23 protein-coding genes, 2 tRNA genes and 1 pseudogene are annotated in these 22,922 nt (G+C 64.1%); 13 read left to right on the top strand and 13 right to left on the bottom strand.

Annotated features, from left to right (window positions below):
• Nucleotides 1-227 precede the first annotated feature (227 nt).
• On the top strand, nucleotides 228-452 hold the full coding sequence (locus VQ045_RS08495) for a ribosome modulation factor (protein WP_327623387.1): 225 nt from the start codon (nucleotides 228-230) through the stop codon (nucleotides 450-452).
• Between the two features lie 60 nt (nucleotides 453-512).
• Here VQ045_RS08495 and VQ045_RS08490 read toward each other — a convergent pair whose 3' ends face one another.
• Nucleotides 513-980: an Hsp20 family protein gene (locus tag VQ045_RS08490; RefSeq protein WP_331829813.1), complete on the bottom strand. Its 468-nt coding sequence runs from the start codon at nucleotides 978-980 to the stop codon at nucleotides 513-515.
• Between the two features lie 588 nt (nucleotides 981-1,568).
• Here VQ045_RS08490 and VQ045_RS08485 point away from each other — a divergent pair.
• The gene (locus VQ045_RS08485; protein WP_331829812.1) at nucleotides 1,569-2,540 is read left to right on the top strand and encodes an alpha/beta hydrolase; all 972 of its coding nucleotides are present in this window, start codon (nucleotides 1,569-1,571) and stop codon (nucleotides 2,538-2,540) included.
• Nucleotides 2,541-2,559: 19 nt separating this feature from the next.
• Here the strand turns inward: VQ045_RS08485 and hisN are convergent, their stop codons facing one another.
• Together hisN and VQ045_RS08475 are read right to left on the bottom strand one after the other, a co-directional pair.
• Nucleotides 2,560-3,333, bottom strand: coding sequence for a histidinol-phosphatase (gene hisN / locus VQ045_RS08480; RefSeq protein WP_331829811.1), 774 nt, complete (start codon nucleotides 3,331-3,333; stop codon nucleotides 2,560-2,562).
• 271 nt (nucleotides 3,334-3,604) lie between these two features.
• On the bottom strand, nucleotides 3,605-4,504 hold the full coding sequence (locus VQ045_RS08475) for an N-formylglutamate amidohydrolase (RefSeq protein WP_331829810.1): 900 nt from the start codon (nucleotides 4,502-4,504) through the stop codon (nucleotides 3,605-3,607).
• Nucleotides 4,505-4,661: 157 nt separating this feature from the next.
• On the opposite strand from VQ045_RS08475, the gene cpdR reads away from it, so the two are divergent.
• The 4 genes from cpdR to VQ045_RS08455 all read left to right on the top strand — a co-directional run bounded on the left by cpdR (nucleotide 4,662) and on the right by VQ045_RS08455 (nucleotide 8,239).
• Entirely contained in the window at nucleotides 4,662-5,027 is a 366-nt protein-coding gene (gene cpdR, locus VQ045_RS08470; protein ID WP_327623392.1) for a cell cycle two-component system response regulator CpdR, read from the top strand.
• Between the two features lie 107 nt (nucleotides 5,028-5,134).
• A tRNA-Val gene (locus VQ045_RS08465) sits at nucleotides 5,135-5,209 on the top strand.
• A 184-nt stretch (nucleotides 5,210-5,393) separates the two neighbouring features.
• Entirely contained in the window at nucleotides 5,394-7,025 is a 1,632-nt protein-coding gene (locus tag VQ045_RS08460) for a peptide chain release factor 3 (RefSeq protein WP_442879839.1), read from the top strand.
• Between the two features lie 206 nt (nucleotides 7,026-7,231).
• Nucleotides 7,232-8,239 carry a methyltransferase gene (locus VQ045_RS08455; protein ID WP_331829808.1) on the top strand — a complete coding sequence of 336 codons (1,008 nt, stop codon included), beginning with the start codon at nucleotides 7,232-7,234 and terminating at the stop codon, nucleotides 8,237-8,239.
• 274 nt (nucleotides 8,240-8,513) lie between these two features.
• On the opposite strand, the gene VQ045_RS08450 is transcribed toward VQ045_RS08455, so the two are convergent.
• The gene (locus tag VQ045_RS08450) at nucleotides 8,514-8,924 is read right to left on the bottom strand and encodes a tellurite resistance TerB family protein (protein WP_327623393.1); all 411 of its coding nucleotides are present in this window, start codon (nucleotides 8,922-8,924) and stop codon (nucleotides 8,514-8,516) included.
• Nucleotides 8,925-9,117: 193 nt separating this feature from the next.
• Here VQ045_RS08450 and VQ045_RS08445 point away from each other — a divergent pair, with 193 nt between their 5' ends.
• Nucleotides 9,118-10,782, top strand: a complete 1,665-nt coding sequence (locus VQ045_RS08445) for a lysine--tRNA ligase (protein ID WP_442879838.1) — start codon at nucleotides 9,118-9,120, stop codon at nucleotides 10,780-10,782.
• A gap of 48 nt (nucleotides 10,783-10,830) precedes the next feature.
• Here the strand turns inward: VQ045_RS08445 and mntR are convergent, their stop codons facing one another.
• Nucleotides 10,831-11,292, bottom strand: coding sequence for a manganese-binding transcriptional regulator MntR (mntR, locus tag VQ045_RS08440; RefSeq protein ID WP_327623464.1), 462 nt, complete (start codon nucleotides 11,290-11,292; stop codon nucleotides 10,831-10,833).
• 184 nt (nucleotides 11,293-11,476) lie between these two features.
• Between mntR and VQ045_RS08435 the strand changes: the two genes are divergently transcribed.
• From VQ045_RS08435 to VQ045_RS08425, 3 genes are all read left to right on the top strand, one after another.
• Entirely contained in the window at nucleotides 11,477-12,628 is a 1,152-nt protein-coding gene (locus VQ045_RS08435; RefSeq protein WP_331829806.1) for a multicopper oxidase domain-containing protein, read from the top strand.
• 5 nt (nucleotides 12,629-12,633) lie between these two features.
• A complete protein-coding gene (locus VQ045_RS08430; RefSeq protein WP_327623396.1) occupies nucleotides 12,634-13,788 on the top strand; it encodes a ZIP family metal transporter in 1,155 nt (384 codons plus the stop codon).
• Between the two features lie 102 nt (nucleotides 13,789-13,890).
• A complete protein-coding gene (locus VQ045_RS08425) occupies nucleotides 13,891-14,124 on the top strand; it encodes an MJ0042-type zinc finger domain-containing protein (RefSeq protein ID WP_327623397.1) in 234 nt (77 codons plus the stop codon).
• 24 nt (nucleotides 14,125-14,148) lie between these two features.
• On the opposite strand, the gene VQ045_RS08420 is transcribed toward VQ045_RS08425, so the two are convergent.
• The 7 genes and pseudogenes from VQ045_RS08420 to VQ045_RS08395 all read right to left on the bottom strand — a co-directional run bounded on the left by VQ045_RS08420 (nucleotide 14,149) and on the right by VQ045_RS08395 (nucleotide 19,660).
• Nucleotides 14,149-14,223, bottom strand: a tRNA-Gly gene (locus VQ045_RS08420).
• Between the two features lie 139 nt (nucleotides 14,224-14,362).
• Nucleotides 14,363-15,007, bottom strand: coding sequence for a 2-dehydro-3-deoxy-phosphogluconate aldolase (locus tag VQ045_RS08415; protein WP_327623398.1), 645 nt, complete (start codon nucleotides 15,005-15,007; stop codon nucleotides 14,363-14,365).
• A 171-nt stretch (nucleotides 15,008-15,178) separates the two neighbouring features.
• Complete coding sequence (locus VQ045_RS08410; RefSeq protein WP_327623399.1) at nucleotides 15,179-16,357, bottom strand: cell wall hydrolase; 1,179 nt, start codon at nucleotides 16,355-16,357, stop codon at nucleotides 15,179-15,181.
• A 120-nt stretch (nucleotides 16,358-16,477) separates the two neighbouring features.
• The gene (gene der, locus VQ045_RS08405) at nucleotides 16,478-17,878 is read right to left on the bottom strand and encodes a ribosome biogenesis GTPase Der (RefSeq protein ID WP_442879837.1); all 1,401 of its coding nucleotides are present in this window, start codon (nucleotides 17,876-17,878) and stop codon (nucleotides 16,478-16,480) included.
• Between the two features lie 18 nt (nucleotides 17,879-17,896).
• A pseudogene (locus VQ045_RS21980) lies at nucleotides 17,897-17,986 on the bottom strand (GTPase); the annotation flags it as partial.
• A 63-nt stretch (nucleotides 17,987-18,049) separates the two neighbouring features.
• Nucleotides 18,050-18,964 carry a tetratricopeptide repeat protein gene (locus VQ045_RS08400; RefSeq protein ID WP_331829804.1) on the bottom strand — a complete coding sequence of 305 codons (915 nt, stop codon included), beginning with the start codon at nucleotides 18,962-18,964 and terminating at the stop codon, nucleotides 18,050-18,052.
• Between the two features lie 117 nt (nucleotides 18,965-19,081).
• Nucleotides 19,082-19,660 carry an NnrU family protein gene (locus VQ045_RS08395; RefSeq protein ID WP_331829803.1) on the bottom strand — a complete coding sequence of 193 codons (579 nt, stop codon included), beginning with the start codon at nucleotides 19,658-19,660 and terminating at the stop codon, nucleotides 19,082-19,084.
• Nucleotides 19,661-19,894: 234 nt separating this feature from the next.
• Here VQ045_RS08395 and VQ045_RS08390 point away from each other — a divergent pair, with 234 nt between their 5' ends.
• Entirely contained in the window at nucleotides 19,895-20,311 is a 417-nt protein-coding gene (locus tag VQ045_RS08390; protein WP_331829802.1) for an MAPEG family protein, read from the top strand.
• A gap of 47 nt (nucleotides 20,312-20,358) precedes the next feature.
• Here the strand turns inward: VQ045_RS08390 and VQ045_RS08385 are convergent, their stop codons facing one another.
• A complete protein-coding gene (locus VQ045_RS08385) occupies nucleotides 20,359-21,360 on the bottom strand; it encodes a glycine betaine ABC transporter substrate-binding protein (protein WP_331829801.1) in 1,002 nt (333 codons plus the stop codon).
• Between the two features lie 233 nt (nucleotides 21,361-21,593).
• Between VQ045_RS08385 and VQ045_RS08380 the strand changes: the two genes are divergently transcribed.
• On the top strand, nucleotides 21,594-21,944 hold the full coding sequence (locus VQ045_RS08380; RefSeq protein WP_331829800.1) for an I78 family peptidase inhibitor: 351 nt from the start codon (nucleotides 21,594-21,596) through the stop codon (nucleotides 21,942-21,944).
• A 152-nt stretch (nucleotides 21,945-22,096) separates the two neighbouring features.
• Nucleotides 22,097-22,915, top strand: coding sequence for a FadR/GntR family transcriptional regulator (locus VQ045_RS08375; protein ID WP_331829799.1), 819 nt, complete (start codon nucleotides 22,097-22,099; stop codon nucleotides 22,913-22,915).
• Nucleotides 22,916-22,922 lie beyond the last annotated feature (7 nt).

Here is a 22,922-nt window from a genome sequence, read left to right as displayed (position 1 = left end):
CGACGATCTCTGGCGTGCAGTCGGCAACATCTGCGACCTGTTCGAGCCCGAAGAATGTTGGAACTACCTCAAGGCCGCTGGCTATGTTGCAGATTAATCGCCTGACGCTCTAGATCACCGGACGCGGAAAACCCGTTCCATTTTTGCTCAACGCGCGCTCGCGTCGGCGGGTTGACGGACCGGTGCGAGAGGGTCAGATTCGGTCACCTGCAACGAAGGAGATCGTCATGTCCACAGACGCTACCGAGCAAGGCAGGCTCGCCTTCCGCAACAACTTTCCGATGTCGTCCTGCCAGTATCCCGTCGGCTCGTCCTTGCGGGCAGCCTGGATGAATGGCTGGACCGAGGCGCGCAACGCTGCGCCAGAGAGTTCGGTCGGCCATCCCAGCATGATGAAGGACGCGCGGACCGCCGTGAATCTCGGCCGGATCGACGCACCACACGAATCCTGAGTTCCCGACAAGAAAACGGCGCCCTTTCGAGCGCCGTTTTCATTTACCAGGAAAGCAGGGTCAGGCGGCATTCGCCTCGTGCTGCTTGGCGTTGCCGTTATCGGCCGTCGCGATCTCGATCTTGCGCGGCTTCATCGCCTCCGGAATGACCCGGACGAGATCGATGTGGAGCAGGCCATTCTTTAGGCTCGCGCCCTTCACCTCGACATATTCGGCGAGCTGGAACCGGCGCTCGAAGGCGCGGCCCGCGATGCCGCGATAAAGGGTCTCGTTTCCGGACCCTTCCTCGGCCTCCGCCTTTTCGCCCTTCACCGTCAGCACGTTCTCGCGCGCTTCGATCGACAGCTCCTCGTCGCCGAAGCCGGCGACGGCGATGGTCACGCGATAGGCGTTCTCGCCGGTGCGTTCGATATTGTAGGGCGGATAGGTCGGGCTGTTGTCCGCGACACTCTGGCTGTCGAGCAGCGAGAAAAGCCGGTCGAAACCGACGGTGGAGCGGTACAGCGGAGCAAAGTCTACGTGACGCATGGTGTTCTCCATTCAGAAGCAACGATGTTTGCGTTTGGCGCGAAGCGTGCATCCCAAATCTGGCGATGCTGCCCGGCCAGCGGCCCCATATCGGCGACCGCACAAATAAAATGGTGAGCCGGATTTTGCGGTTCAAGGGTTTGTGGAGGGCTCGGATTGCGCCGTTCGGCAGAGCCGAAGGGCTTGCATCACGAAATATAACCCTTTGATTCGTCGCAATTTTTCTCCTGAACTGAAAATGAACGTTGCCTTCCGCAACCGTTCAGGTGGCTCTGGGCATAGTGGCGCTCATGGTTCGGTCGATCAGCCCAGCCGGCCCCCGACGGGAACGGGGTGCGGCGCCAAGATCATTGAGCCGGACAGTTTTCCACCGGACTCCGGTGGAACCGAAACGGTCGCAGCGTCCCGTCCCTTCCGCTGTGGCCGCTCCAGCCGGGAGCCTCGAAGGGGGCTCCCGGTTTTTTCATGCTCTCTCGCCGTTCGGTTAAATTTTGACCGGCTCCGCCTGCGACTCTACAAGCCGAATCGTCCATGCTGTTCGGGATGCGCCCGTGGCGGCGCGAAACGTTATTTGTAGGCCGAGTGGCGATGAACGAAGCCTTCGATCCAAGCGAACTGGTCAGCAGCGCTGGCAATCCCGCCCCGCCGGGGATCAGCGCGTCGAGTTTTCGCACTCCGGACGGCAAGCGCCTGCGCTATGCCATTGCGCCCAGTCAGCTGCCACGCACCCGCGGCACGATCATCCTGCTGCAGGGGCGCAACGAGGCGATCGAGAAATATTTCGAGACCATCGGCGACCTGACCGGTCGCGGCTACATGGTCGTGACCTTCGACTGGCGCGGCCAGGGCGGCTCCCAACGCCTGATTCGCAACACCCGGCTCGGCTACGTCCGCAAATTCCGCAATTACGTCAACGACCTGGAAAGCTTCGTCCAGGACGTGGTGCTTCCCGATTGCCGCGGCCCCTACGCGATCCTCGCCCATTCCATGGGCGGCCTGATCGCGCTGCAGGCCTCGCCGCGGCTGATGAACGTCATCGAACGGATGGTCCTCAGCGCGCCGCTGATATCCTTCCCGCCCGGCCGGATCGGCCTGCGTGGACTGAACCGCGTGGCGCGGCTGGCACAACTGGTCGGGCTGGGCCGCCTGCCGACGCATCCCTTCCAGAATCGCAACCACTCACCGAGCCCGGCGACCAGCGTGCTGACCAGCGACCCGCGCCGCCTCAAACGCAATCAGGCCCTCGCCCAGGCCGCCCCCCAGCTGTTTCTGGGCAGTCCTACGATCGCCTGGCTCGCCGCAGTCTCCGGCGCAATGGTGCGACTGACCGATTCCGACTGGATCGCCCGGCTCGCCATTCCTACCCTGATTATCGGCGCCGGCGACGACCGGGTGGTGGCAACCCCCGCGGCCGAGCGGCTGGCCTGGCGCATGCGTTCCGGCTCCAGCCTGACGATTCCCTTCGCCCGTCATGAATTGTTGCAGGAGGCCGACCGGTTCCGCGAGCCCTTCCTCGAAGCGTTCGATGCTTTCGTGGGCGGCGCTCTGCCGCTGGATTGATCGGGACCGGCGAACGCCGTCAGCCGTTGAGAATCGCCAGCGCCGCCGCATGCAATTCAGGTGTCGCGGCGGCGACGATATCGCCGCCCGCTTCCGGCCGGCCACCATCGAAGGTTGTCACCACGCCGCCCGCCTGCTCGATGATCGGCACAAGCGCCACGATGTCGTAGGGCTTCAGATCCGACTCGACCACGAGATCGGCGTGACCGGCCGCGAGCATACAATAGGCGTAGCAGTCGACGCCAAAGCGGGTCAGCTGCGCCCCGGCTTCCAGTTTCTCGAAGCAGCGGAGTCCCTCACCCGAAAACATCCGCGGCGAGGTGGTGAACAGAGTCGCCTCGTCAAGCCTGCGCGTCGGCCGCACGCCGAGCCGGCTTCGCTGGCCCCGATGCTCGCACCAGGCGGCTTCACCGTCGGCGAAATAGCGCTCGCCGGTAAACGGTTGCGACATCAGCCCCATCCGCGCCCGGCCCGCCTGACAATAGCCGATCAGCGTGCCCCAGACCGGAACGCCGGATATGAAGGCTCTGGTGCCGTCGATGGGGTCGATCACCCATAGATGCTCGCTGTTTCCTTGGGCGCCGAACTCCTCACCGAGCACCGCATGGTCCGGGTAGCGCGCGCCAATGGCCGCAACGATCGCCCGCTCGGCGGCCCGATCGGCCTCCGTCACCGGATCGAAAGCCGCGGCCAGCTTGTTGTCGACGCTGCCACCGGCGCGAAACCGGGGCAGCGTCTCGGCGTCGGCGACATCGGCGAGATGGAAGAGCGACGCGATCTCGGGCAGTTCCATGGCACGGACTCGCTGCTGGACGGTGAACGGTTGGAAGGATCCCAACTCGCTAAGAGCCACACGCCTCGATATGCGGCAATTTTACGCAACCCCACGAAATGTGCCAAAATGGGATTGACAGATTTCGCACTGCAACATAAATCCTGCCATGCGGCTTTGATTTGCCGCCGCCCTGATGGGCGTTTCCTCCCTAGACTCTTGACCGCACTGTTTCAACGCAGTGCGGTTTTTTTGTCCGCGTATCGCCCTGCGATCGGAGATCGCGACCGCGCTATTCGGCGGCCGCTGGCCAAGCGTAGTCCGCCGCAACCTCCGCGGCGAACCCGGCCACGAAAGTTGTGAGTCGCTGGCGCAGGGCATCGAACCCCGCATGGGGACGGAATTGGCGTTCGTCGGCGTAAAGGCCGCGATTGATCTCGATCTGCAAGGCATGAAAGCCCACCGGCGGGCGGCCGTAGCGTTCGGTGATGAAGCCGCCGGCATATGGCTTGTTGCGCGCAACGTCGTATCCGAGCGCGACGATGCGGCTGGTCGCGATAGAAACCAGCCGGCCGGCCGCGCTGGTCCCGAATCGGTCGCCGATCACGATATCGGGCCGGCGCCCCCCCGGCAGCGCGCGCACGCTCGACGGCATCGAGTGGCAGTCGATCAGGATCGCCAGACCGAAGCGCTCCCGCGTCCGCTGCAGGGCCTCTTCGATTGCTTGGTGAAACGGCTTGTAGAGCTCCTCGATCCGCCGCAACCCCTCTGCCAGCGGCAGGACGTCACGATAAATCTCCTCGTTCTCGGCGACGATACGCGGAATCGTGCCGAGGCCCCCCGCCACGCGAATCGAGCCGGCATTGACGAAGGCGGGCAGCGTCTCGGCGAACATCTTGGGATCGAGTTCGTAGGGTTCGCGGTTGACGTCGAGATAAGCCCGGGGAAAACGGGCCGCCAGAAGCGGAGCCCCGAGCTCGGGCACGAAGTCGAACAGCCGATCGACGTAAAGATCCTCCGACCGCCGAATCGATTCGCCCGACAGGCGCGTTGCCGCGATAAAATCCGACGGATAGTCCCGCCCGCTATGGGGCGAGCAGAAGACGAAGGGGATGGTCGGCTCGTCGGGTTCGAGGATTTCGAAGGCCGGGATCGTTCCGGCTGCGGTCTCGATTGTCGGGGTTTTCGCCAAACTGAGCCTTTCCAGCCGGGTGACGCATCATATTTTTTCGTACAGGTTGGCCAGACGTTCATTCCTTTTAGAAAATCTTGGGCCATTCTGCTATGGAATTGTCCCTAGAACGAACCAGCCGCCGGGATCGTTGCCCGACCGTATCCGGATAACATGAATGCCAAAGATACTACTCGCCGAAGACGACAACGATATGCGCCGTTTCCTCGCCAAGGCGTTGGAAAAAGCCGGCTACGAGGTCGTCAGCTACGACAATGGCGGCAGCGCCTACGAACGGTTGCGCGAGGAGCCGTTTTCGCTGCTCCTGACCGACATCGTCATGCCGGAGATGGATGGGATCGAACTCGCCCGCCGGGCGACCGAACTCGACCCGGACCTCAAGGTGATGTTCATCACCGGATTCGCGGCCGTCGCCCTCAACCCGGATTCGAAAGCGCCCAAGGACGCCAAGATCCTGTCGAAGCCGTTCCACCTGCGCGAGCTCGTCGACGAAGTCAGCAAGATGCTGGAAGACGCGGCCTAGCAGAGTTGTCGGGGGGTCTCTCGGCCCGGTTCGAAAACAGTCTTTCGGCCGGCCGCGATCCTATTGACGCGGGCTCAAATCTCGTGTTCTAAGCCGCCTCGTCGGATGGGCGTGTAGCTCAGCGGGAGAGCACTTCGTTGACATCGAAGGGGTCACAGGTTCAATCCCTGTCACGCCCACCATCCGCCTTCAACTCTTTGCCTGAGCGATAGACAGGCCGGATCGTCCGGCAATGTGCGGGCTTATGCTTCGCAGGGACCGAGAGCTTGACGCTCCGCCGCCGCCAGGGCCTGTCCGGGACATCGGCACCGACCACGGCAGATGCGGCCGCCGACCGACAACACGGAATACGCCAATATGCCCGCCATGGATGACCAAGCCGACGCAGATCGCTCCACCGCGCCGGTGGACCCCGAGCGCGCCGGGCAGGCCGAAACTGGCCACCGCGCCCGGCGAACCTTCGCCATCATTTCCCATCCGGACGCCGGCAAGACCACGCTGACCGAAAAGCTGCTTCTGGCCGGCGGCGCCATCGAAATGGCCGGTGCCGTCCGCTCGAAGGGCGACGGGCGGCGGGCCAAATCCGACTGGATGGACATCGAGAAGAGCCGTGGCATCTCGGTGACCTCCTCGGTGATGACCTTCGAAAAGAACGGCATCACCTTCAACCTCCTGGACACGCCCGGCCACAGCGACTTTTCCGAGGACACCTACCGGACCCTGACGGCGGTCGACAGCGCCATCATGGTGATCGACGCCGCCAAGGGCATCGAGACCCAGACCCGCAAGCTGTTCGAGATCTGCCGGCTGCGCGACATTCCGATCGTCACCTTCGTCAACAAGATCGACCGGGAGGGCCGCGACCCGTTCGAGCTGCTCGACGAGATCGAGGAGATGCTGGCGCTATCCGTCGCGCCGGTGGTCTGGCCGGTCGGCCAGGGTGGCCAGTTCAAGGGCTGCTACGACCTCGCCTCGAACGACTTCCTCGCCGCCGGCGGCACGCGTGACGTGACGCACACCGAGGGGCTCGACGATCCCGCCTTGGCAGCCCTGATTCCGGCCGACATCTACGCGCCGTTCCGTGACGCCGCTTCGCTGGCCAGCGAAGGTTATGCCGATTTCGACCCGGTCGCCTATCGCCAGGGCCATCTGACGCCGGTGATCTTCGGCAGCGCCCTGCAGAACTTCGCCGTCGACCGGCTGCTCGACCTCATCGCCGCACACGCGCCCTCGCCGCGTCCGCAACCCTCCGACAAGGGGCCTGTCGATCCGGACGGCGACCGGGTCTCCGGCTTCGTCTTCAAGGTCCAGGCAAACATGGACCCCAAGCATCGCGACCGTGTCGCCTTCGTGCGGTTCTGCTCGGGTCATTTCAAGCGCGGCATGAAGCTCGACCATGTGCGCTCCGGCAAGGCGCTGGCCGTGTCGAACCCGATCTATTTCTTCGCCCAGGAGCGCGCACGCACGGAGGAAGCCTTTGCCGGCGACGTCATCGGCATCCCCAACCACGGGACGCTGCGCGTCGGCGACACGCTGAGCGAGGGCGAGAGCTTCCGCTTCACCGGTCTGCCAGCCTTCGCGCCGGAAGTGCTGCGTCGCGTGCGCCTCGAGGATTCGATGAAGCTCAAGCAACTCCGCCGGGCGCTCGACGATCTCGCCGAGGAGGGCCTCGTCCAGGTGTTCCGGCCGTCGATCGGCTCGACCTGGATCGTCGGCGTTGTCGGCCCGCTTCAGCTCGACGTCCTCGCCTCGCGCATCGCGGCCGAATACAAGGCGGACGTCACCTTCGAGCCGGTGACCTCCAGCGTCGCCCGCTGGATTCGCTCCGACAGCGAAAGCGCGCTTGCCGCGTTCATCAAGGAGAACATCACCCATGTCGCGCGCGATCGCGACGAGCGGCCGGTATTCCTGTGCCGCGACGATTGGGACCTGCGCTTCACCATGGAGCGCAACAAGGACATTATCTTCGACGCCACCCGCGAGATCGTCGGTCAGTAAGCCCACCAGGGTCGGCGTGAGCGGCTGCTCGTAACCTGCGGAGATGCCGTGACTCGTCTATCCGACAGGACGATCGCCTACGGACATCACAACGACAAAACCGGACGCACCTGCCTCTGCCTACTCAACGGAAAGCCTCCAACCAGTCACGACGATTCCTTTGTGATAGTATTCTTCCGCACCTAACTCTGGGGAGGATGGCATCCATGACTTTCGCGCCTGACAACATCATGAAGCTTGGAATGGGGTTCTGGGGATCCAAGGCCCTTTTGAGCGCGGTCGAACTGGGCGTGTTCAGCGTTCTGGCAAAAGCTCCGGCTGATCTGCCGACCTTGCAAAGGAAGCTCGATCTCCATCAGCGTGCATCTCGCGATTTCCTCGATGCTCTGGTCGCGCTCGGTGTGCTCGACCGGGAGAACGGGGTTTATCGTAATGCCCCTGACGCCGACCTTTTTCTCGACAAGGCCAAGCCGTCCTATGTCGGCGGCATGCTGGAAATGGCAAACGCCCGACTGTTCGGATTCTGGGATTCCCTGACCGAAGCCTTGCGGACCGGCGAGATGCAGAACGAAGGCAAGCGCGGCGATACCGACCTGTTCGATTCGCTCTACGCCGAACCCAAGCGGCTGGAATCCTTCCTGCAAGCCATGAGCGGGCTCAGTGCCGGAGCAGCCCAGGTTCTTGCTGCCCGGTTCCCTTGGAGCGACTACAGCAACATGATCGACGTCGGCACCGCGCAGGGCATGGTTCCTGTCACGCTGGCGCGGACGCATAGCCATCTCACGGGGGTCGGCTTCGACCTCCCGCCGGTGCGACCGATCTTCGAAGCGTTCGCGGCGCAGAACGGACTGTCGCAACGCGTAAAGTTCCACGCCGGTGATTTCTTTCAGGACGAGTTCCCGGCCACCGACGTGATCGTCATGGGACATATTCTGCACGACTGGGATTTGGCCACGAAGAAATCACTCATCGAAAAAGCCTTCAGCGCAGTTCCGAAGGGCGGCGCGCTGATCGTCTACGACACCGTCATCGACGACGATCGCCGCGAGAACGCATTCGGCCTTCTGATGAGCCTGAACATGCTGATCGAGACCCGAGGCGGCTTCGACTATACCGGCGCCGACTGTCAGGAATGGATGCGCGAGGTGGGGTTCTCGGCAACCCGCGTCGAGCCGTTGACCGACCCGGATTCCATGGTAATCGGCATCAAGTAAGTCCGCCACAACAAAGCCGTCTCTGCCGCAAGTGCCGGTACCGGACCATCGGAGCAGGACCGTCACGCTCAATTTCCGGTGCAAGGAGGCGTTATCTATTGCGTCAACGTCGATGCCTTTTACGACAGCGGCGGCGCCGGGATCGGCGACTGCCCGAGAAGGCCGGTGCCGGCACGCTCCGTCCATTGCTGGCGAGCGAGACTCTACAATTTCGGTGATGTTATCCGCATACCGCTCGGCGCCTACGGGTTGTAGCCCGCCCGATGATCGCGCGCTACAGCCGCCGGTAGCGCACCCGCGCCGAATGCTCGATCGCTCCGCTCACCAGCCGATCGAGTTCGAGCCCGTCGCGCAGCATTTCCAGGAACCGCAACTCCGCCTGCGTCGCGTGAACGTCGGAGGCCGCCACCTCGATGGCCAGCGCATAGGCGGTCTCGTACATTTTGGCCGGCAGCACCTGCTTCACATTGGCGATGATCGTATCGAGGCCGTCCTCGCGCTCCAGGATGTCGCTGCAATGGCGCTCCATCTCGGCGAGGCTCGCCATGTCGAAGCCTTCGAACACCGGAAGCGTGTGCAACAGGGCCTCCAGCTCGCGCATTTCATTCTCGCTGATCGCGCCGTCGGCTGCGGCCATCGAAACCATGAGATGGACGAGGGCTTCCTGCGGTTCGAGGTCGGCCATGATGCGCTGCTCCTTCAGACTTGCGATTGCTCGAAGCTAGCCGTCGACCGGCACCGCAACAAGGCGTAAGCGGGTTTTGTTGACGGCCCCCCCGCTTCTTTCTAGACCGGGCGCGACCTTCCCTGCCCGCAATGCCTTCTGTTACCAAGAGGAGCCGAGCGCAGCGGAAAAGCCAACCATGCAAGGACGCACCATGCAGACCCCGGAGACGGACACGGTCGCCGAACGACCGTTGCGCGAGGAAGCCCTGGCCTCCAACGCCTGGCCCTTCGAGGAGGCGCGCAAGCTCCTCAAGCGCTTCGAGACCAGCGGCATGCCGGCGACGGTGCTGTTCGAAACCGGCTATGGTCCGTCCGGCCTTCCGCATATCGGAACCTTCGGCGAGGTCGCCCGCACGTCGATGGTGCGCCACGCCTTTCGCGTCCTGACCGACGACGCGGTTCCGACGCGCCTCCTGTGCTTCTCCGACGACATGGACGGCCTGCGCAAGGTGCCGGACAACGTGCCGAACCGGGAGATGATGCTGACCCATCTCGGCAAGCCGCTGTCGCGGGTGCCGGACCCGTTTTCCAATGAGCACCCCTCGTTCGGGGCGGCGAACAACGCCCGTCTGATGGCATTTCTCGACCGCTTCGGCTTCGACTACGAATTTGCCTCGGCGACCGATTATTATGCCTCAGGGCGCTTCGACGCGACGCTGATGAAGATGCTCGGCGCCTATGACGAGGTGATGGAGATCATCCTGCCGACGCTCGGCCCCGACCGTCGCGCGACCTATTCGCCCTTCCTGCCGGTCCATCCGAAGACCGGCATCGTCCTCCAGGTGCCGATGGTCGATCGCAACGCCGACGCCGGCACCATCACCTATCTCGATCCCGACAGCGGCGAGCGGATCGAGACGCCGGTAACCGGCGGCGCGGTCAAGTGCCAGTGGAAGGCGGACTGGGCGCTGCGCTGGGCGGCGCTCGGCGTTGACTATGAAATGGCTGGCAAGGATCTGATCGATTCCGTCACCCTGGCGTCGAAGATCTGCCGGGCGCTCGGCGCGACACCACCGGAAGGCTTCAACTACGAGCTGTTTCTCGACGAGAAAAGCCAGAAGATCTCCAAGTCGAAGGGCAACGGCCTGACCATCGACGAGTGGCTCGCCTATGCCTCCCCGGAGAGCCTCGCCTTCTACATGTTCCAGAAGCCAAGGGCGGCCAAGCGGCTGTTCTTCGACGTCATCCCGAAAGCAGTCGACGACTATTACCAGTTCGTCGCGGCCTATCAGCGCCAGGAACCGCGTCAGCGGCTGCAGAACCCGGTTTGGCATGTCCATGACGGCCACCCTCCGGAAAAGGCCGTCGCGGTACCCTTCGCGATGCTGCTCAATCTGGTCTCGGCCTCCAACGCCTCGAACACGGCAACGCTTTGGGGCTTCATCACCCGCTACGCGCCGGGCGTCACCCCCGAGACCGATCCGGACCTCGACCGGCTCGTCGCCTATGCGCTGCGCTATTTCGAGGATTTCGTCAGACCTTCGAAGACGTTTCGCGCGGCCGACGACGTCGAGCGCGAGGCGCTGGAGGCGCTCGACGCCAAGCTTGCCGCCTTGCCGAAGGATGCCGATGGCGAGGCGATCCAGAACGCGCTGCTCGATGTCGCGCGGCCGATCGAGCGCTATCAGGACCATAAGAAGACCGGACCGCAGGGCGGCCCCGGTGTCTCGGTCGAATGGTTCCAGGCGCTATACCAGATCCTGATCGGGCAGGAACGCGGACCGCGTTTCGGTTCGTTCGCGGCCCTGTATGGCCTCGACGAGACCCGGAAGCTGATCCGCGACGCGCTGAACGGGCGGCTGATCGCGGAGGGCTGACGCTCCACGAAGGCGCAGCGCGGCTCCCGACGGTCTCATTATCCGGCCTTAAGCCGAGTCGGCCGCCTTGGCGCGCACGACCCGCTCGAACGCCGCCAGCGTCTCCTCGCTGACGTGATGCTCGATGCCCTCGGCATCGCGCTGGGCGGTCTCATTGCTAATGCCGATCGCGCGAAGGAAGCTGACGACGAGTTCGTGCCGTCGCCTTGAGCGGACCGCCATTTTTCGGCCGGCCTCGGTCAGAAACACCGCCCGGTAGGGCTGGCTCGAAACCAGTCCGTCCCGCTGCAATCGCGCAATGGTCTTGACGACGGTGGTGTTGGCAACGCCCAGCCGCCGGGCGATATCGACCGCGCGGGCCTCCCCGGTGCTGTCGATCAGGTCGGCGATCAACTCGACGTAATCTTCCGCCACCTCCTGCTGATGGACTTCTCGCACCCGCTGGAAATTGGCCGCCTGCTGATCCGCATCGGGCAAGGCGGGAATGGCGCTCGTTTGAACCTTCGTCATTACCGTCATGCATAGCCAATCGGGTTGGCATCGCCAACCGCGAAATCGGACACCTTTGTTGGTTGACAAAACTCCCGCTTCAAAGTCATTTGTAGCCAAGGCTATATTTTATAGCATCATGCAATTATGACGAATGCCGAGATTCCTTCAACGGCCAAGGAATCGACACGGGAGCAGCTACGCAATGCCATCTTGGTTCGAATATCCCACCACACGCCGCTTTCTGCTGGGGGCAGGAGCGCTTCTCGGTGGATCGTCGGCGGTTCGCCTGGCGTTGGGCCAGGCGTCGACATCGCCTGCCGCCCCGCAGGCCGCGGCTGACAGCGAGCAACATGCTGGCCACCAGACATCGGAGGACGCACACAACACCCATGACGGCATGACCACGGTCGGCGAGGTGGATTACGAGCGCAATGGCTTCGACCCGCATGACATCCTGACCGACTGGGACACCGGGACCGCGTCGCGTTTGCCGGACGGCCGTACACTCCGAGAATTCGATATCATCGCCGAAGACAAGGAGATCGAGATCGCGCCGGGGATATTCTTCCCCGCCTGGACCTATAATGGCCGCGTGCCCGGCCCGACCTTGCGGGTCGGCGAAGGCGATCGCGTTCGCGTTCGCTTCCGCAATTTCGGCTCGCATCCGCACACGATCCATTTCCACGGCATCCATGCGGCACGGATGGACGGAGTTCCCGGCGCGGGCAACGTGCTGCCGGGCGGCGAGTTCACCTACGAGTTCGACGCCTTTCCCTTCGGCTGTCACCTCTATCACTGCCATTCGGTGCCGCTGAAGCGGCACATCCACAAGGGGCTTTACGGCGCCTTCATCATCGATCCGGACCCGGCCCGTCACCTCGAGCTAGCCGATGTCGCCCGTTCGCGCGTTCTCGGCTCCCCCGAAAACGCGCTCTGGCAGGAGTTCGTTCTGGTGATGAACGGCTTCGACACGAACTTCGACGACGAGAACGAGATCTACGCGGTCAATTCGATCGCGCACGCTTATTCCAAGCGCCCCATCGTCGTCGACCGGGCGCGGCCGATCCGGCTCTATCTGATCAACATCACCGAGTTCGACCCGATCAACTCGCTGCACCTGCACGCGAATTTCTTCGACTATTTCGATCACGGAACGACGCTAACACCGACGCTGAAGACCGTCGACACGATCATGCAATGCCAGGGCCAGCGCGGCATCGCCGAGATCAGTTTCAGGGACCACGAGCCGGGTCTCTACATGTTTCACGCCCACCAGTCGGAATTCGCCGAGCTTGGCTGGATGAGCCTCTTCGATGTGCAAGACGGCACAACGAAGCCGGCACGGGAAGGTTGATCGCGATGACCCGAACCATTCTTCGTATTGCCCTGCCCCTCGTGTTGATCCTCGCGGTCGCGGCGGCTTTTCTGGCCAGCGATCCCTTTCGCTATTTGAACGGAGGGACACCGCCCACCGAAGAGCTGACGGTCGAGCGGACCGTCCTCGACAGCGATGGCATCGCGCTACACGTCCGCGCTGGCGGGTCCGAACCGATGACCATCGCCCAATTACAGGTCGACGGCGCCTATTGGACCTTCACCCAGGAGCCCGCCGGGGCATTGGAGCGTATGAGCGACGCGTGGCTCCGCATTCCCTACGCCTGGGTGCAAGGTGAAACTCACCATGTGACCCTGCTGACGTCGACCGGCGTCACCTTCGATCACACCATCGATGTCGCGATCGCCACCCCCGTCGCCACGGCGGGCATGCTGGGTGCCTTCGGCCTCATCGGATTGTTCGTCGGAGTGGTTCCCGTCGCGCTGGGCATGCTGTTCTACCCCGCGCTTCGCTCCGGCGGCAGGCGGACGTTTCAGTTCGCCTTGGCGCTGACGATCGGACTGCTGGCGTTTCTGCTGATCGATACACTGGAGGAAGCGCTGGAACTGGCGGGCGAAGCCGCGCCGGGCTTCCACGCGGGCGTTCTGGTCTGGCTGGTCGCCGCGCTGACATTCGCGGTGCTGATGATCGTCGGCAGGCGGAAGGGCGGCACACTGGAGGGCGTTCGCCTCGCCACCGCGATCGCGCTGGGGATCGGTTTGCACAATTTCGGCGAGGGATTGGCGATCGGCTCCGCCTTCGCGACGGGCGCGGCGGCGCTCGGTTCGTTCCTGGTGCTCGGCTTCACCCTGCATAATCTGACCGAGGGCATCGGCATCGTGGCGCCAATGACGAAAAAACGGCCGAGCCTATGGGTCTTCGTCGCCCTGGCGGCGTTGGCTGGCTTACCTGCCGTCGCCGGAATATGGATCGGCAGCTACGCCTTCTCCCCGCATTGGGCGGCCCTGGCCTTCGCCGTGGGAGCTGGCGCGATCCTTCAAGTCATCGTCGAGGTCGGCGCCCTTTTGATCCGGCAGGCGCGCGCCGAGGGGCAGCCTTGGCTGTCGGCCACCGCGCTGTCCGGCATCGGCGTCGGCGCGGTGGCGATGTACGCAACTGCGCTACTCGTCCAGGTTTGACGGTGCCGCTCTCACCCTTGGTGATCGGGCAGAGGCCGCTAGATGGTTCGGCACGGATGGCAGGCCGAGGCGACATCGAGGGCCATAGCAAAGGTGAACGAAATGAAGAACGCGATGACGATGCGCTGCGACAAGTGCGGAGCCGAGAATCGGATCAATCTCGACGAGAGCACGCCCGATCATGAAAAGATCGCGTGCAGCGCGTGCGGCCATGCTCTCGCGACGGTGGGGCAGCTCCATGCGAAGATCGCCCAGGAGGCGCTTGGGCTCGGTGCGGATGATTTGTCCGACGACCACGTCCCGCTCGGCGGTCCGCCCTTCGGCGAGACGACCTAGCAGCACCTGCGAGAGTCTGGAGGCTGGAGCGGGCGATGGGGATCGAACCCACGACATCAAGCTTGGGAAGCTTGCGTTCTACCGCTGAACTACGCCCGCGCTCCGGCCGGGACCATGACCGGGCGCCGTTGCCGCGTCAAGATGCTTGTGCGCCGTGGTCGACATCGCCCCGACAAGGGTCTGAACCGTGCCGCGAAGAGCGTGCCCCCGGATCAGGCACGGCGCGAGGCACCGCGGCTCAGCCGCCGCCGCGAAGCGCCACGGCCTCCCGCGCGAGGCGGGTGATCTCCGCCCAGTCGCCGGCCGCCACCGCGGCCTTCGGCGCCACCCACGAGCCCCCGACGCAGATGACGTTCGGCAGCGCGAGATAGTCGCGTACGTTGCTCATGGACACGCCGCCGGTCGGGCAGAAACGCAAGGCAGGAAAGACCGGAGCGATCGAGCGGAGGAAGGCGGCGCCGCCGATCTGTTCGGCCGGGAAGAATTTCAGCACCTCGTAGCCCTCTTCCAGCATCGCCATCAATTCGCTGGCCGTTGCCGATCCCGGCAGCAACGGAACGTCCGAAGATCTCGCGGCGTCGAGAAGTTCCACCGTCGCGCCGGGCGATACGATGAACTTCGCGCCGGCCTTCGCCGCGCGGTCGAATTGCTTCGGCTCGAGAATGGTGCCAGCGCCGCAGGCCGTCTCCGGCACTTCGCTGCTGATCGCCCGAATCGCGTCGAGAGCGGCCGGCGTACGCAGCGTGACCTCGATGGCCTTCAGGCCGCCGGCGGCCAAGGCGCGCGCCAGTTCGACGCCTTCCGCGGCGCTGTCCACCGCAACGACGGGGATGACCGGCTGGGCGGCCAGGATATGGAGCAGGTGCTTGGTTTTCTGAGCCATGTGTCCGACCGTTGCAAATGAGGAGCTTTGGGCTCTAGCGCATTTTTCGGCGGCGGCAAAATGACCGGGTCGCGCGATCCGACCGATACAGCCGAATGCGGAAATATTTCACGCGGGAATGAGCGCTCGAAATTCGGCCAAAGCCGGGGGATTCGCGATGGCGCGTGCTACTTACCAGCCGCCGTTGAAGGTACGGTAGAAGATGTGCTTGCCGATCTTATCGACCTTTTCCATGGCGCGCGCCCAGCGCGGCCGAACGTAATTGGCGTGATAATGGGTCGCCGAGCCGACCGCGTTGATCCAGAGTTCGCCCTTGGTCACCTGTTCGGCGACGCGCGACACGCGCGCCCAAGCGCCGCTGTCGGCGATGCGATCACGCGCGCCATCGCAGGCGAAGGAGAACTGGCAGCGATTGCGCCAGCTCTTGTTCTGGTAGACGACGCCGCAGATCGTGTTCGGGAATGCCGGGTTGCGAACGCGGTTCAGGATAACCTGCCCCACTGCCGCCTGCCCCAGCGTCGACTCGCCTCGCGCCTCGAAATACAGGCCATTGGCAAGACACTTCTGCTCCTTCTCGGAATAGGCGGTCGCCGGCAGGGGCGTCGCGGCCCAGGCATGATCATTCTCGCCGATCGGCGGAATGAACGCCTGCGGCGTATCCTTCAGGATTTTCTCGAACAGCGAGGAAGCGCGGCCCGACTGCGGTCCCGAAGGTGCATAGCCGAGCGCGGCGGTCGCGGCGTCCGAAGGCTTCAGGGAAGCCAGCATTAACATGTCGTTGGTCGCCCTCTCCTTGCCCGGCTTGATCGTCGGCGGACCCTTGAGCTGGAAATTCATGGCGACGGTCATCGCGTCCTTGGTGGACTGCGTCACCTTGGAGAAGGCGCTCCGAATGCGCTCTTGGCCACCGGTGACCCGCGATCCGAGCAGCGACTGCCGCTCCAGGATCGAGCCGGCGGAGAAGCCGCGCGGCGGCAGTTGGGCGGCAGGCATGAGAGAAATGACCCGGCGCCCCTTCTCTGCTCGCGCCACCCGGTTCTCGTCGGGCGTGTCGAGCGCCTGCTGAACCGTGTCGATGGTGAAGAGGTCGCCATTGCCGGCCTTTACGCCGCTACCGGCCGGCAGGCGGCTGTTCTTGCCGGAATCGGCGAATGCGATCTTGGCGGTTTCCACCGAGCCCGCCGGCGATGGAACAAAATACGACTGCCAGCGGTTTGCTTCTCTGGAACCGCCGAGCAGGCTTGTCATATCCTGATAGGCGAGTTGACCGGTAAACGCGGTGAGAGTCGCGAAGCTGCCGGCCGCGACGACGATAGCGCGTGCGGCGCGTTTCGACGAACGGCGTTGCATGCGTCCCCCTGCTACCAAATCAACAGCCGTCATTACGTCCCCAAAACAGTCTTCATTCGATGGACTTCCACCGAATTTCCCCCATTAACCTTGTTTCTTGGTTAACAGATGATGGTGATTTCATGACCGCCGCTTCGCTTTTGCGGCGTAAGGATTGTCCGGTTTGCGCAATCCGAGACGGATCGGCACGCCGAGAAGCCCGAAACTGTCCCGTAACCCATTGATAAGATAGCGCGTGTAAGCGGTGCCAAGCGCTTCGGGACGAGTTGTGGACAACATGAAGGTCGGCGGGCGCGATTTGACCTGGGTCATGTATTTGATCGTCACCCGCCGGCCCGCCACCGCCGGAGGGGGATGGTGACCGACCATCCGATCGAGCCACTGATTCAATTTCGCGGTCGAGACGCGGCGGTTCCAGATTTCATGTGCTTCGGCGATCCCGCGCATCAGCCGGTCGATTCCTTCGCCGGTTTCGCCCGACACCGTCACGGCCTGTATGCCGCGCGCCTGGGGCAAGAGACGACCGGTCTTCTCGCGCAAATCGGCGAGCACGGCCTGCCGATCCTCCACGAGGTCCCATTTGTTGAAGGCGATAACCGGCGCCCGGCCCTCGCGCACGACGAGGTCGACGATCGAAAGGTCCTGACGCTCGAAGGGAATGGTGACGTCGAGCACCACGACCACGACTTCGGCAAATTTGATCGCGCGGAGCGCATCGGCGACGGAGAGCTTTTCGAGTTTTTCCTGGATTCGCGCCTTGCGCCGAAGGCCAGCCGTATCGAACAGCTTGATCTTGCGCCCGCGCCATTCCCACTCGACCGAGATGGAATCGCGCGTGATGCCGGCCTCGGGGCCGGTCAGCATGCGATCCTCGCCGATGAAGCGGTTGATCAGCGTCGACTTGCCGGCATTCGGCCGTCCGACGATGGCGATTCGCAGCGGCTTGGTCGCATCGTAGGCCGGCTCTTCCGTTTGATCCGTAAAGGCCGCCTCGCTCTGCGCGTCTCCGCTATCGTCGCTGTCCTCGTCCGCATAGTCCAGGACCGCGTCGCCCAATGCCTCGACAATGGCGTCGCGAAGCTCCGCCATTCCGACGCCGTGCTCGGCCGAAATGCCGATCGGCTCGCCGAGCCCGAGCGAATAGGCGTCGATGAGGCCCGACTCGGCGCCCTTCGCCTCGGCCTTGTTGGCGACCAGCACGACCTTTGCGGCGGTCCGCCGCATCAGATCGGCGAAGGCGAGATCTTGGGGATTGAGACCGGTTTTGGCGTCGATCATGAACAGCGACAGGTCCGCCGACGCGATCGCCGCTTCCGTCTGGGCGCGCATGCGCCCCTCCAGTGTCTCCGCCCCGGCTTCCTCCAGACCCGCCGTGTCGACGATCTCGAACTCGAGGTCCATCAGCGACGCGTCACCCGAGCGCCGGTCGCGGGTGACGCCCGGCCGGTCGTCGACGAGCGCCAGCCGCTTGCCGACGAGGCGGTTGAACAGGGTCGACTTGCCGACATTCGGCCGGCCGATGNCCCCCCCCGGCCGGTCGTCGACGAGCGCCAGCCGCTTGCCGACGAGGCGGTTGAACAGGGTCGACTTGCCGACATTCGGCCGGCCGATGATGGCGATGGTGACCATGACGGTCTCCGCGCTCCTCCGGAGCGATGGGGCGCCCGACGATTCGCCGGACGCCGATTGGGATCAGTTCGCGCCGGCTGCTGGCGCCGGTTCGCTCACCGCCTGCGAGGGCATCGAGGGCGGCGCGGCCTGCGAATTCGTTTCGTCCACCGGCGCGGCGGCGCTCGCCGGTTCGGGCGCATCGGCGGACGCCGGCTGGCTTGTCCGGCTGTCTGTCACACCGGAATCGGTGGCCGATTGTGTTGCCGGCGCTGCGTCAGCAGCCTCTCCACTCGGAGCCGCGGTGTCAGCGGGCTCGCCCGGTGCTGCGGCGGCCGCCATCGGGTCGCTGGCGGCGATCACTTCGAGCATCATGCGCGCTCGCCCGGCAATACCGTTGGGCGCCCCGGCATCGTCGAGGAGTTGCTGGAAGAGCAGGCGTGCGGTTTCCCGATCCCCCGCCTTCCAGGCCGCCAGGGCAATCGCCTCGCGCGCCGGAAAGCGCAGCGCTTCGCTGTCGCCGGTCAGACGTTCGACACGGCTGCGGACGTCGTCGAGCGTACCGCTGTCGACAAGAATGTAGGCCGCCCGGACGGCGGCCATATCGCGGATCGGCTGCGGCACGCCCGAATCGTTCGCAACGCCGTCGAAGGCAGCGACGGCTTCATCGGGTTTGTCCTGTTCATGCAGGACGCCGCCGATGCTCATCCGGGCAAGGTCGGGATAGGCTCCGTAGCCGTCCGCCGCGATCGCTTCGAGGGCCACCACGGCTTCGTCCCGTTTGCCATCCCGGGCCAGATCCAGCGCGGCGAGATATGAGTCTCCGGAGGCATTGGCCTGCGCGGTCCGGTAACGATCCCAGCCGACGACACCGGCCGTAATGGCGACAGCGAGGACGACGGCGGCGAAGATCCACGTACCGAACTTCGTCCAGACGGCCTTGACCTTGTCCTGGCGAAGCTCGTCGCTGACCTCCCGGAAGAAACTGTCGTCGCTCATTCACCCACTCTTCGAAAAATCATCGCGGCACACCATCCGTCGCAGCTGACGCACACAACGGACATGGCGTCTTCTAACGATTTTTCGCGTCTGTGAAAGGGCAAGCTCTTGCCGATCCTATCCAAGCAGCGGCACGCCGATGAGCCAGTCATGCAGTCCGAACAAAAAGGCGGCGGAAAGGACGAGGCCAATGACCACCGCGATCATGTCGCCGCGAAGGCTTTTGACGGCGGCCGCTTGCACGACGTCCGTTTCGGTTCGCCGAAGCGCACTGGCATAGTCGACGAGCGCCCAGGCAAGGAAGCCGCCGAACAGCACGAGGTCGGCGTCGGTGCCGTTGACGAGAAGATGGGCCAAGGCCCAGACCGCGACGCCGAGCACCATCGGATGACGAACCATGGCCTTGATGTGACCGGCCGGGGAGTAAGCACTGGCAATAAGGATGAACGCCACCGGCACGAGAAGGAATGCCAGATGGCGAAGGCCGGACGGCGGTGACCAGAGCACGCTGGCGTCCGCCCTCGCCTGCCCATAGCCGAAGATGATCAGCAGCAGCCCGATCAAGGACAGGGCCGAATAAGTAAGCTTGAACTGGCTCTCGCCCAGGCGAGCGATCAGCCGGCCCCGCCCATCTTCAGCGAAGATCTGCAAAGAGTGAACCCCGAAGAAAACGATCAGTCCCAGCAGCAGTGGCATCATAGTTTCGCCCCTTTGGTTCGCACGCGCATGACATCAGCCGAAGTCCTGCCGGCAAAACGAAGACTAACTGAAAGATGCGGTGAACGCGCCTCCCTTCATGCCGGCACAGGTCTGCCGCAGGGCAATAGATGGAGACAACCTGGGGTTACAACCCGGATCGACATCCCGGCGACACCGCCTTAAACCCTACGGATCAGGCCGCGAACGCGCCGCCGCTACGGGATGAACACCATGTTGGAAGCGACCACCGATGCGATTGGGGCTCTCGCGATCTACGCGGGCCTCAACACGCTGATTCTCGTCTGGCTGGCGTTCCAGACCGGGCGCGTGCGCCAGAGCGAGAAGGTGTTAATGGGCGACGGCGGCAATCCGCGCATGATCCGGATCATGCGCGGCCACGCGAATGCCATGGAATTCATCCCGGTGACGCTGATCACGCTGCTTGCCGTGGCTCTTCTCGGCGGGCCGGCCTGGGCGATCCACGGATTCGGCCTGCTTCTGACCGCCGGCCGATTCCTGCACGCGCTGCATTTTATCGCCGCGGATGCGCCCGGCTGGCAGCGCTCCGCGGGTACGGCACTGTCGCTGCTGGCGATGGTTGGCGCCGCGTTTTGGGCCATTGTCGCCGGGCTTTCCACGATCATCTGACGAATGTCGCTTACGGCAGCCCCGGCGTATCGATAAAGCGCGAGAAGTTAGAGCGCTTCCTTGACCTTCTCGGCAACCTCCGGCGAGACCCACTTGGTCCAGACCTCCTCCTCGGTGTCGAGGAAGTAGAGCGCGGTGTCCTCTCCCGTCGCCTGGTTCTCGTCCTTCCAGGCCAACATCTTGTTGACGGTCTCATTGCCCCAGGCGCGCTGCTCGAGATAGGCGGCGGCTTCCGGCGAATCCTCGGCAAGCTTCGGCGTCATCAGCGTGTAGACCTCGGCTTCCGTCCAGGCGTTCAGCTTGGGGTCCTCGCAATCCGCCTGGGTCGTGCAGTTCAACCACTCGGCGTCGTCGTAAGGAACGTCCCACTCAAGCTTCTTCATCGGATACCGCGCGATGATCGCGGTGGGGGACCAATAATAGCCCAGCCAACCTTGCCTGGCTTCGAAGGCGTTTGCGATGGAGCCGTCGAGACCGGCGGCCGATCCGGTCGGCACGAGTTCAAACCCCTTTTCCTCGGCATCATAAGCCTTGAAGAAGTTGTGGAGGACGATCTGGCAGCCCCAGCCCGCCGGACAGTCATAGAAGGCGCCCTTGTCCGACGATTGCGGCGACGGGAACAGCTCGGGACGCTTCAACGCATCCGAGACCGTGACGATGTCCGGATTCGCGTCGGCGAGATATTGCGGAATCCAGAATCCCTCTTCCGACCCATCCTTGAGCACCTTGGCGCCATAGGCAATCCGGCCTTCCTTCAGCGCCGTCTCGATCTGCTCCTTGAACTGCTTGACGTAGATCTCCGGGGCGACGTCCGGCTCGCCCTTTTCGGTCATCGACGTGAAGGTCGGCATCGTGTCGCCGGGCACGAGTTGCGCGTCGCAGCCGAAACCGTTCTCGAGGATAAACTGGTCGATCGCGGCCATCACCTCGGCCGAGGCCCAGTTCATCGAGGCGATCTGGATGGTGCCGCAACCTTCTTGAGCCTGACCGGCGGAGGGTATCGCGACGAGTCCGGCAAGGGCGGCGGTGACGGCGAGAACGGATTTCATGGCAATGGCTCCAAGGCACGGCGTCGGGGGGCAGGAATTGGTGTTGGGGCTATGACATAGGCGCCGCTCCCGCCGGGAAAAGGACCGCCGATTCTCACGGATTCGTGGCTGGCTTTCGTCTTTTGCGGACGGTGCGCTAATCTGCGCCCGGACAACGAGGATGCACCTCAATCCCGGCGGTGATTCCGCTAGGGTCGAATGCCTGCATCACGGCGGATCATGAAGGAAGCGGCATGCAACGAACCCTTTCACTGGCAATCCTTTCGGGTGTGGCGATCATCACGGCCGGCTGCACCGCGAGCAACCGCGCCGAGCCCGTACCGCCGCCGCAAAGCTTGCCCATGCCGGTCGGTGGGCCGAGCATGCCCGCGCCCGAGTTGGAAGCCTGCAACGCCAACGCCGCGCGCGTCGTCCTCGGCCGAATCGCCAATGTCGAGGCGACGGAGGCGGCGAAAGCGGCCTCCGGGGCCGAGGACGTTCGCGTGCTCTATCCCAATCAGCCGATTACCCAGGAATTCGTCGAGACCCGACTGAACCTCGAAACCGACGCGGAGAACCGGATCGTCAAGGTTCGCTGCGGATAAGGCCGACGGAGCGTCGCGAACCACATTCCTCGGTTGACGCTTCCCTGATCCTCCGCTTAGTCTGATTGTCGGACAATGAGAAACGTCGACGGCCGGAAGAGCCGCGGCACTCATGGGAGGAGGCCCGGCCTTTGTCGGGACGTGTGTTGCCAATGGCGGATCGAACGCCGGGGGCGGTATCGAGTGTTGCCGCGCCCCAGCAGACCCAGGACACCGCGACGCATTTTGCGGCGATCGAGTCCGCGCCGGCCTATCGGCTGGTGTTCGAGACGATCGAGCGGGAGATTCTCGACGGCCGTCTCGCGCTCGGCGATCGGCTGCCGACCGAGGCCGAACTGGCGGCGCGCCTCGGCGTCCATCGCTCTACCACGCGGGAAGGCTTGCGGCTGCTCGAAGAGAGCGGCCTGGTGCAGCGCCGCACCGGCCGGCGCCTTTATGCCTCGGCACCACGCGCCGAGGATCTAAGCACCCGCGCCAGCCGCGCTCTGGCGCTGCAGCGCGTCAGTTTCGACGAACTCTGGCAATTGCTGCTGGCGCTGGAGCCGGCGGCGGCGGCGCAGGCGGCGCTCGCGATCCAACCCGAGCAGATCGAAGCGCTGGAGGACAACCTCGCCCGCACCCGCGTGGCCGTGGCCGAGGGAAGCATCCTGACCACGCTGGATCTCGAATTCCATGCGCTGATCGCCGAAGCAACCGGCAATGCCACCTGGCAATTGGCGCGTGAACCCGCGGCGATGCTGCTGTTTCCGGCAAATGAACGGATGCTGCCACGCCTGAGCCAGGCCGGCGCGCGGCTGATCGAGGCGCACGAACACATCATTGCAGCCTTTAAGAAACGCGACGCGACCCTGGCGGCGGATTGGATGCGCCGGCACATCAACGACTTCCGGCGTGGCTACGTCCTTGCGGGCTGCGATCCGGACGAGCCGGTGCATCTGTCCGCGACGCAAAAGGGAGGCGCCCGCCGTTAACGACAGA

Source organism: Aurantimonas sp. E1-2-R+4, from assembly GCF_036549515.1.
Taxonomy (GTDB): Bacteria; Pseudomonadota; Alphaproteobacteria; order Rhizobiales; family Rhizobiaceae; genus Aurantimonas; species Aurantimonas coralicida_A.
The sequence above is the reverse complement of the archived record's forward strand: the minus strand, read 5'-3'. Positions and strand labels throughout refer to the sequence as shown.

Excerpts from the sequence above, each read along its gene's own strand:
- VQ045_RS08415 (WP_327623398.1), bottom strand. The coding sequence starts at position 15,007 with ATGGCTCAGAAAACCAAGCACCTGCTCCATATCCTGGCCGCCCAGCCG.
- mntR (WP_327623464.1), bottom strand. The coding sequence starts at position 11,292 with ATGACGAAGGTTCAAACGAGCGCCATTCCCGCCTTGCCCGATGCGGAT.
- VQ045_RS08400 (WP_331829804.1), bottom strand. The coding sequence starts at position 18,964 with ATGAGCGACGACAGTTTCTTCCGGGAGGTCAGCGACGAGCTTCGCCAG.
- VQ045_RS08435 (WP_331829806.1), top strand. The coding sequence starts at position 11,477 with ATGCCATCTTGGTTCGAATATCCCACCACACGCCGCTTTCTGCTGGGG.
- cpdR (WP_327623392.1), top strand. The coding sequence starts at position 4,662 with ATGCCAAAGATACTACTCGCCGAAGACGACAACGATATGCGCCGTTTC.
- VQ045_RS08425 (WP_327623397.1), top strand. The coding sequence starts at position 13,891 with ATGAAGAACGCGATGACGATGCGCTGCGACAAGTGCGGAGCCGAGAAT.
- VQ045_RS08375 (WP_331829799.1), top strand. The coding sequence starts at position 22,097 with ATGGCGGATCGAACGCCGGGGGCGGTATCGAGTGTTGCCGCGCCCCAG.
- VQ045_RS08410 (WP_327623399.1), bottom strand. The coding sequence starts at position 16,357 with ATGCAACGCCGTTCGTCGAAACGCGCCGCACGCGCTATCGTCGTCGCG.
- VQ045_RS08445 (WP_442879838.1), top strand. The coding sequence starts at position 9,118 with ATGCAGACCCCGGAGACGGACACGGTCGCCGAACGACCGTTGCGCGAG.
- VQ045_RS08460 (WP_442879839.1), top strand. The coding sequence starts at position 5,394 with ATGGATGACCAAGCCGACGCAGATCGCTCCACCGCGCCGGTGGACCCC.
- VQ045_RS08430 (WP_327623396.1), top strand. The coding sequence starts at position 12,634 with ATGACCCGAACCATTCTTCGTATTGCCCTGCCCCTCGTGTTGATCCTC.
- VQ045_RS08385 (WP_331829801.1), bottom strand. The coding sequence starts at position 21,360 with ATGAAATCCGTTCTCGCCGTCACCGCCGCCCTTGCCGGACTCGTCGCG.
- VQ045_RS08455 (WP_331829808.1), top strand. The coding sequence starts at position 7,232 with ATGACTTTCGCGCCTGACAACATCATGAAGCTTGGAATGGGGTTCTGG.
- VQ045_RS08380 (WP_331829800.1), top strand. The coding sequence starts at position 21,594 with ATGCAACGAACCCTTTCACTGGCAATCCTTTCGGGTGTGGCGATCATC.
- VQ045_RS08390 (WP_331829802.1), top strand. The coding sequence starts at position 19,895 with ATGTTGGAAGCGACCACCGATGCGATTGGGGCTCTCGCGATCTACGCG.
- VQ045_RS08490 (WP_331829813.1), bottom strand. The coding sequence starts at position 980 with ATGCGTCACGTAGACTTTGCTCCGCTGTACCGCTCCACCGTCGGTTTC.
- VQ045_RS08450 (WP_327623393.1), bottom strand. The coding sequence starts at position 8,924 with ATGGCCGACCTCGAACCGCAGGAAGCCCTCGTCCATCTCATGGTTTCG.
- VQ045_RS08395 (WP_331829803.1), bottom strand. The coding sequence starts at position 19,660 with ATGCCACTGCTGCTGGGACTGATCGTTTTCTTCGGGGTTCACTCTTTG.
- VQ045_RS08485 (WP_331829812.1), top strand. The coding sequence starts at position 1,569 with ATGAACGAAGCCTTCGATCCAAGCGAACTGGTCAGCAGCGCTGGCAAT.
- VQ045_RS08495 (WP_327623387.1), top strand. The coding sequence starts at position 228 with ATGTCCACAGACGCTACCGAGCAAGGCAGGCTCGCCTTCCGCAACAAC.
- hisN (WP_331829811.1), bottom strand. The coding sequence starts at position 3,333 with ATGGAACTGCCCGAGATCGCGTCGCTCTTCCATCTCGCCGATGTCGCC.